Raw genomic sequence first — 8,031 nt, 5'->3', positions numbered from 1 at the left:
GGAATCCACCTGGCCGCCGACGACGATCGCCCCGCCGGGTGCCAGCCGGCGGGCATCGGCCAGCAGCGCCGAATCCGGGCCAGAGCAGGCCACCGCGATCTGCAACGGGCCGCGCACGGCCGACTCGGCGACGGCCAGCCAATGACCGGCCGATCGCGGCGCGCGGGCCAATAACGGCGAATGCGCTTGCAGCGCATCGGCTACCGCCTGCCGATATCGGTCGGCCCGCCCATCGCCGGCCAGATGCGCCGCGGTCAGCAGCGCCTCGGTGATCGCCGATGCGCCCGACGGTGTCGCGCCGTCATACGGGTCGGCGGGCCGCAGCAGCAACCGCTCGCCGTCGTCGGCACTGTCGAACCAGCGGCCCGGGCTGTCGTGATCGGCGAAGTGCGCCAACGCAATATCCAGCAGACTGGTCGCGGTGGTCAGCCAGGATGCGTCGGTGGTCAGCTGGTACAGCGCGAGCAGACCGGTGGCCAGCATCGCGTGGTCTTCCAGGATCGCCGCACTCTCCCCGACCCGGCCGCCCAGGCTGGCCCGGCGCAGCCGGCCGTCCACCAGGTGTAGCGCTACTAGCTCTGTCGCGCAATCGATTGCCGCAGTAGCTAATTCGGGCGCTGCCAGCGTCACACTGGCTTCGGCCAGCGCGGTGATCGCCAACCCGTTCCACGCGGTGACGACCTTGTCGTCGCGGCCGGGTTGGGGTCGGGTCCGCCGGGCAGCCAGCAACGCGGCCCGAACGCGGTCGAAGCGGGCCGGGTCGTCGGGGTCGCCGGGGAACTGCAGCACCGAAGCGCCGGCTTCAAACGTGCCGGCCTCAGTCACCCCGAAAATCGAAGCGGCCCAGCGGCCCTCGTCACCGCCGAGCGTCTCGGTCAGTTGCGCCGGCGTCCAGACATAGGTCGAACCCTCCCTGCCGTCGGCGTCGGCGTCCAGCGACGAGGTGAACATGTTGTCGTCGCGCAACTCGTCGAGCAGGAACCTAGCGGTCTCGGCGGTGACCCGACGGGCCAACGGGTCACCGGTTCGCCTGGCCCAGTGCGCGTAGGCCCGGAGCAGCAACGCGTTGTCGTAGAGCATCTTCTCGAAATGCGGTACCACCCAGGCATTGTCAACGCTGTAGCGAGCGAAGCCGCCGGCCAGTTGGTCGTACATACCACCGCGGGCCATCGCGTTACCGCTACGGCGGACTGCGGTTAGCGCCTGCTCTGATCCGGTGCGCTCCCAGTGCCGCAGCAGCGCCTCGAGCAATGCCGACGGCGGAAACTTCGGTGCGCCGCCGAAACCTCCGTTGACGGTGTCCTCGTCGCGCAGCACGGCGGCGACGGCATGGTCGCACAGCGCCGGACCGACCTGCGGTCCGCCGCCAGGCAGTCCGGCTGCCATCGATCGCAGTTCACTCGCGATGCGATCGGAGCTCTGCTCGACCTCGTCGCGACGGTCGTTCCAGGTGCTGACTACGGCCGAAAGAAGCTGCAGGAAAGCATCTTTGGGATAGTACGTGCCGCAGTAGAACGGCCGTCCATCGGGCGTCAGGAAGCATGTCATCGGCCAGCCGCCCTGTCCGGTGAGCGCGACGGTGGCGTTCATGTAGACGGCGTCGATGTCGGGCCGTTCCTCGCGGTCGACCTTGACGCAGACGAACCCGGCGTTCATCGCCGCGGCCACCTCGTCGTCGTCGAACGATTCGTGGGCCATCACATGACACCAGTGGCATGCGGCGTAGCCGATCGAGAGCAGGATCGGCACATCGCGTTGTGCGGCTTCGGCGAGCGCGGCCGGCGACCATTGCCGCCAGTGCACCGGGTTGTCGGCGTGCTGGCGAAGATAGGGACTGGCGGCCCCGGCGAGCTGGTTACGCCCGGCAGTTTCAGCTGGGCTCATGCGGCGGCTGGTCGATGGTTCCGTCGTCGACGGCCTGATCCGGTTCGGGATGCTGCGGGTCGAAGGACTCCGGCAGTTTTTTGAGGTGCCGGTTCATCGAACGCACCAAGAACAGCACGCTGATCAGCAACAGCACCACCACGAGCAGGCCGAACGGGCTGGCTTTGCCGAAATCGGGTCCGCTGTTGTGCGGCCCGTCCTCGGCCAGCAAGGCCAACGCGGCGAGTTGAAGGTGCATCACAGCTCGTCCTCGATTCCGGCGAACAGGTCGGACTCGGGCAGCCGCGCCGGGACACGTGAGCGGGCCAGCTCGAATTCCTCCGTAGGCCATAGCCGTTGTTGCCATTCGATCGGCGCGGCAAAGAAGTCCCCCTTGGGATCGATCTGGGTGGCGTGCGCGCGCAGCGCGTCGTCGCGCTGGCTGAAATACGCCGAGCACTCGATCCGGGTTGTCACCCGGTCGGCGTGGATGTCGTGCGCGGGATCCCAATGTTTGAGCCACTTCTCGAACGGGCCCGTCTGCCCGCGCTTGGCGAACTCGTCTTGCAGCATCTGCATCCGCTGGCGCAGGAAGCCGTGGTTGTAATACAGCTTCGACACAGTCCACGCCGGGCCCGCGTCGGGGAATCGCCGATAGTCACCGGCGGCCTCGTATGCGGCCACCGAAACCTGGTGGCAGCGAATGTGATCGGGGTGCGGGTAGCCGCCGTTTTCGTCGTAGGTCGTCATCACGTGCGGCCGGAATTCGCGCACTACCCGAACGAGCGCCTCGGTGGCCACCTCGAGCGGCGTCAGCGCAAAGCAATCCTCGGGCAGCGGCGGGGGCGGATCCCCTTGGGGCAGGCCGGAATCGACGAAGCCCAGCCAGGTGTGCTCGACGCCGAGGATTTCCGCCGCCTTGGCCATCTCGTCACGGCGGACATCCGCGATGCGACCGTGAATCTCCGGCAAGTCCATCGCCGGGTTGAGGATGTCGCCGCGTTCGCCCCCGGTCAGGGTCACCACCAGCACGCGGTGGCCTTCATCCGCGTAGCGGGCAAGGGTGGCAGCGCCCTTACTGGACTCGTCGTCCGGGTGGGCGTGCACCGACATCAACCGCAGCTCGCTCACGTGCTCCCTGACTGTGTGCTGTTTCCTGCGCCTATAGTTCCAGGACTAATAGTTCCATCCCGGCCGCCGGGCACTCTAACCCGCTCACCCGGCACCAACCGCAACACACCATGACCGAACGTTCCCCCTCGCCGCCACCGACCCGCTACGGGCGTGGTCCCGTGCTTCGCCCGTCGCGACGCCGGGCCGCGATCCTGGCCGCGGTGGTCGCCGTGGCCGGCCTCGCGGTCGCCATCATCGGCTATCAACGCCTGGGCCGCAGCGACGTCGACGGGACCTTGGCCGGCTATCGGCTGATCGACGGCCACACCGTGTCAGTAACCATCAGCGTGACGCGAAAAGACCCGTCGCGCCCCGTCGACTGCATCGTGCGGGTACGGGCGAAAGACGGCAGCGAGACGGGACGGCGCGAGGTGCTTGTTCCGCCGTCAAGCCAGGCAACGGTGCAGGTGACGACGATCGTGAAGTCCAGCAAGCCGGCCGTGGTGGGCGACATCTACGGCTGCGGCGCCGATGTACCCAGCTACCTGCGTGCCCCCTGACCCGCCGGCGTTCCGGCAAACGCCGGACTGCGGAAACCTCCTCGGCCCGCGTCGCAGCGGTGGTAAACTGCTGTGATGCACGGTTCCGGCTGGGACCGTGTATTGCTGCATTAGCGGCCGTATGAGCCGCGCAGGGGGTCCGCCCGACTACTGAGGTCGGCGGTGCGCGTGGTGGGCCCGCCCGGCAGCACGACCGACAGCCTGCCGCGGCGGTATACCGCCCGACCCACACCACAAGGAGCACGACGAGATGACGGACACCCAGGTGACCTGGTTGACCCAGGAGTCACACGATCGACTCAAGTCCGAGCTCGACCAATTGATCGCGAATCGTCCGGTCATCGCCGCGGAAATCAACGACCGCCGCGAGGAAGGCGACCTGCGCGAGAACGGCGGCTACCACGCGGCCCGCGAAGAGCAGGGCCAGCAGGAGGCCCGCATCCGCCAACTTCAGGACTTGCTGAACAACGCGAAAGTTGGCGAGGCGCCCAAGCAGTCCGGCGTCGCACTGCCCGGATCGGTGGTCAAGGTCTACTACGACGGTGACAAGTCCGACAGCGAGACATTCCTGATCGGCACCCGCGAGCAGGCCGTTCACGACGGCAAGCTCGAGGTGTATTCACCCAACTCGCCGCTGGGCGGGGCCCTGCTCGACGCCAAAGAGGGTGAGACCCGCAGCTACACCGTGCCCAATGGCAACACCGTCAAGGTCACGCTGGTCAGCGCGGAGCCGTACCATTCCTAAGCGCGGCTAGCCCAGCGCCTGCTCGAGATCGGCGATCAGGTCGGCGATGTCCTCGATGCCGACCGACAGCCGCACCAGATCGTTGGGAACTTCCAACTGGGAGCCGGCGGTCGACGCGTGGGTCATCGCACCGGGATATTCGATCAGCGACTCCACCCCACCGAGCGACTCGGCGAGGATGAACACCTTGGTGCTGGCGCACAACGCCTGCGCGGCGCTGCGTCCGCCCCGCATCCGCACCGACACCATGCCGCCGAATCCGCGCATCTGCCGCGCCGCGACCTGGTGACCTGGATGGGTGGGCAGTCCCGGGTACAGCACCGCGTCCACTGACGGGTGTCCGGCGAGGAATTGCGCTACCGCAGAGGCGTTTTCGCTGTGCCGCTGCATTCGCAGCACCAGCGTCTTCAAGCCGCGCATGGTCAGGTAGACGTCGAACGGTCCCGGCACCGCGCCGGCCCCGTTCTGCAGGAAGGCAAACGCCGCGTCCAGTTCCTCGTTGTTGGTGACCAGAGCGCCGCCCACGACATCGGAATGCCCGCCAATGTATTTCGTGGTCGAGTGCAGCACGATGTCGGCGCCGAGGGTCAATGGCTGCTGCAGTGCTGGCGAGGCAAAGGTGTTGTCCACCAATACTTTTGCGGAATGCTCAGCGCCAAGTTGGGTGATAGCGGCGATGTCGGCGATCGACAGCAGTGGGTTGGTGGGCGTTTCCACCCAGATCAGCCGGGTCTGCGGGGTGATCGCCGCGCGGACCGCGTCGACGTCGGACACCGCGACCGGCGTGTGCTGCACACCCCACTGGGTGAAGACCTTGTCGATGAGCCGGAACGTTCCGCCGTAGGCGTCATCGGGGATCACCACGTGATCACCGGGACGCAGCAGCGCGCGCAGCGCGCAGTCGCTGGCCGCCATGCCTGAGCCGAATGCGCGGCCGAACCTACCCTCCTCGACGGCGGCCAGCGCGCCTTCCAGCGCCGCCCTGGTCGGGTTGCCGGTGCGTGCGTACTCGAATCCGCCGCGCAGGCCGCCCACACCATCCTGAGCAAAGGTGCTGCTGGCGTAGATCGGGGTGTTGACTGCGCCGGTGGCCGGATCGGGCCGGTAGCCGGCATGGATGGCTTTGGTGGCCAGACCGGCGTTTGCGAAGTGTCCGTGGTCGCTCATCGTTGATCAGCCTAGTCATCGCCGTGCGAGCGGCCGAACGGCACAAATAGGGCAGTTGCCCCATGTGTGCGCACCTCACGGCGGCGCAGAATCACAGACTTATGAGGCGACTTGTCGTGGGTCTGGCATCAACGGTGCTGCTGTGGGGTGGGGTCGCAGGGGTTACCGGGGTCGGTGCCGCAAAGGCCCATCCCATCCCGGTGCCGCAATCGTGGCCGGGGTGCCCGCCGGATCACCCGGAGGGTCCCTGCCGCTGGTGTCCCGGTGATCCTCCGGTGCAGACCGGCAACCTCCGGGTGGATCCGGTCCGCTGGGACGCGAACGTGTGCCACACCTACTGGTACGTCGGAGGCGGGGGCAACGTCGCGCGGACCATCTGGGAGGGCGACCAGCCGCCGCCTCCGGCGCCACCGCCGCCGGGCCTCAACTTCTGCCCGATCCCCCCGTGGTGTCCGTGATCTGACGGCGTCTAGAGCGATGCGCCCTCGGCCGGCCGGTCCAGCGGCAAGCACACCGTGGCCATTATCTTGTCGGCCAGCGTCTGGCGCTTGGCGGTCCACAGTGGGAACAGGTAACCGATGTGCAGGATGACGGCGTCAACAGCGTGAGCGATCTGACGCAGTACTGACATACCGAAACCGATTGGCTCACCGGTGTTCTCGCTGACGACCTTGAATTTCAGCAACGACTTACCGATGCTCGATCCGGTGGTGCCCTGGCGGTAGCCGTAGTTCCAGATGAAATAGGCCAACCCGACCAGCACCGAGCCCGCCAACACGACCAGACCCGTCGTCGAGTATCCGATCGAGCAGATCTGGTCGGTGGTGTTCGGGGTGACGCCGGTCAGGCAGACGCTGTCCATGGAGTTCAGCAGCACCAGCCAACCGACGCCGAGGATCAGCAGGAGCGGCAGGTGGTCGATCACGTACGCCGCGACGCGGCTGACCCACGGGGTGCAGTCCTGTGTCGTCAGGCCGCGGAGCACCGGCCCGGGCGGCGGCGGCAGGTATCCGCCCGACGGCGGCGGGGGCGGCGGATAGTCACCGCCCCCGGGAGGTGGAGGCGGTGGGAATGATGACGGCGGCGGTTGTTCGGTCATGAGCGGCTTTCTCTGTGCGCGGTGAATTGCTACCCGAAGTAATTTGCTTGATGCCCGTCCGGCTACTTACGCAACGCACCGTCGGACAGGAAGCCCAGCAGGTCGTACCGGGTGATGACGCCGACCGGCTTGCCTTCCTCGACGACCATCACGGCGTCCAAGTCGCGCAACGTCTTGGCCAGCGAGTTGACCTGTTCACCGGCTCCGATGATCGGCAGCGGCGGGCTCATGTGCATCCCGACGGCGTCGGCCAGGCTGGCGCGGCCCTCGAAGACGGCCGAAAGCAGTTCGCGCTCAGAGACACTCCCGGCTACCTCGCCGGCCATCACCGGCGGCTCTGCGCCGACGACCGGCATCTGCGACACCCCGTACTCCCGCAGGATGCTGATCGCGTCACGCACCGTCTCCGACGGGTGGGTGTGTACCAGGTCGGGCAGATGACCGGACTTGCCCCGCAGCACGTCCCCGACCGTGGGCTGCTCGATCGAGCCGTCCAGCCTGGTGCGCAGGAACCCGTAGGACGACATCCAGGCGTCGTTGAAGATCTTCGACATGTAGCCGCGGCCGCCGTCCGGCAGCAGCACGACGATCAGCGCATCCGGTCCGGCATGTTCGGCCACTTTCAGCGCCGCCACCACCGCCATGCCGCACGACCCACCGACGAGCATGGCCTCTTCGCGGGCCAGTCGCCGGGTCATGTTGAACGAATCGGAGTCGGAGACGGCAATGATCTCGTCGGGCACCGCACGGTCGTAGGCCGCCGGCCAGAAGTCCTCGCCCACACCTTCGACGAGGTACGGCCGACCGGTGCCGCCGGAGTACACCGACCCTTCCGGGTCGGCGCCGATCACGCGCACCTTCCCACCGGAGGCCTCTTTGAGATAGCGGCCGGCGCCGGTGATCGTCCCACCCGTTCCGATCCCGGCGACGAAATGGGTGACCTGACCGTCGGTGTCCGCCCAGATCTCCGGCCCAGTGGTCTCGTAATGGCTGGCCGGGCCCTGCGGGTTGGAGTACTGGTCGGGCTTCCAGGCGCCGTCGATCTCGGCAACCAGCCGATCAGAGACGCTGTAATAGCTGTCCGGGTGCTCGGGCGGCACCGCCGTCGGGCACACCACGACCTCGGCGCCGTACGCGCGGAGCACGTTTTGCTTGTCTTCGCTGACCTTGTCGGGGCAGACGAACACGCAGCGGTAGCCCCGGTGCTGGGCGACCAGCGCCAGGCCGACGCCGGTGTTGCCCGAGGTGGGTTCGACGATGGTGCCGCCCGCTTTGAGCTCCCCGCTGGCCTCGGCAGCGTCGATCATCTTCACCGCGATCCGGTCCTTGCTGCTCATCCCGGGACTGAGATATTCGACCTTGGCCACCACCCGGCCCGACCCCGGCGGCACGACCGAGTTCAGCTGAACCAGTGGAGTATTTCCGATGAGTTCACTGATGTGTCGCGCGATCCGCATGGGTAAATCGTCTCAGGTCCGGCTAGA

General features: G+C 67.3%; 8 protein-coding genes and 1 pseudogene. 3 read left to right on the top strand and 6 right to left on the bottom strand.

The genetic code is table 11. From position 1 onward, the window contains the following. The 3 genes from WAO18_RS06420 to mca form a co-directional block, all read right to left on the bottom strand. Positions 1–1,884 (bottom strand): thioredoxin domain-containing protein (locus WAO18_RS06420; protein ID WP_422204828.1); only part of this gene is annotated, 1,884 nt, incomplete at its 3' end. Then, positions 1,871–2,122: a hypothetical protein gene (locus WAO18_RS06415; protein WP_422204827.1), complete on the bottom strand. Its 252-nt coding sequence runs from the start codon at positions 2,120–2,122 to the stop codon at positions 1,871–1,873. The genes WAO18_RS06415 and WAO18_RS06420, both read right to left, overlap by 14 nt. Beyond that, a complete protein-coding gene (gene mca / locus WAO18_RS06410) occupies positions 2,122–2,994 on the bottom strand; it encodes a mycothiol conjugate amidase Mca (RefSeq protein ID WP_422204825.1) in 873 nt (290 codons plus the stop codon). Before mca ends, WAO18_RS06415 begins: the two co-directional genes overlap by 1 nt. Before the next feature lie 110 nt (positions 2,995–3,104). Here mca and WAO18_RS06405 point away from each other — a divergent pair, with 110 nt between their 5' ends. Then, entirely contained in the window at positions 3,105–3,536 is a 432-nt protein-coding gene (locus tag WAO18_RS06405; protein ID WP_422204824.1) for a DUF4307 domain-containing protein, read from the top strand. Between the two features lie 250 nt (positions 3,537–3,786). Next, positions 3,787–4,281: a transcription elongation factor GreA gene (gene greA, locus WAO18_RS06400; RefSeq protein ID WP_422204823.1), complete on the top strand. Its 495-nt coding sequence runs from the start codon at positions 3,787–3,789 to the stop codon at positions 4,279–4,281. A gap of 6 nt (positions 4,282–4,287) precedes the next feature. On the opposite strand, the gene WAO18_RS06395 is transcribed toward greA, so the two are convergent. Beyond that, a complete protein-coding gene (locus tag WAO18_RS06395; RefSeq protein ID WP_422204821.1) occupies positions 4,288–5,448 on the bottom strand; it encodes a cystathionine gamma-synthase in 1,161 nt (386 codons plus the stop codon). Positions 5,449–5,564: 116 nt separating this feature from the next. On the opposite strand from WAO18_RS06395, the gene WAO18_RS06390 reads away from it, so the two are divergent. Then, positions 5,565–5,906, top strand: a complete 342-nt coding sequence (locus WAO18_RS06390) for a hypothetical protein (protein ID WP_422204820.1) — start codon at positions 5,565–5,567, stop codon at positions 5,904–5,906. Positions 5,907–5,917: 11 nt separating this feature from the next. On the opposite strand, the pseudogene WAO18_RS06385 reads toward WAO18_RS06390, so the two are convergent. Together WAO18_RS06385 and WAO18_RS06380 are read right to left on the bottom strand one after the other, a co-directional pair. Further along, positions 5,918–6,535: pseudogene (locus tag WAO18_RS06385) on the bottom strand (RDD family protein); the annotation flags it as partial. Positions 6,536–6,609: 74 nt separating this feature from the next. Then, positions 6,610–8,004 carry a cystathionine beta-synthase gene (locus tag WAO18_RS06380; RefSeq protein ID WP_422204818.1) on the bottom strand — a complete coding sequence of 465 codons (1,395 nt, stop codon included), beginning with the start codon at positions 8,002–8,004 and terminating at the stop codon, positions 6,610–6,612. Positions 8,005–8,031 lie beyond the last annotated feature (27 nt).

Origin of the sequence: Mycobacterium sp. (genome assembly GCF_049278535.1) — a bacterium.
Taxonomy (GTDB): domain Bacteria; phylum Actinomycetota; class Actinomycetes; order Mycobacteriales; family Mycobacteriaceae; genus Mycobacterium.
The sequence above is the reverse complement of the archived record's forward strand: the minus strand, read 5'-3'. Positions and strand labels throughout refer to the sequence as shown.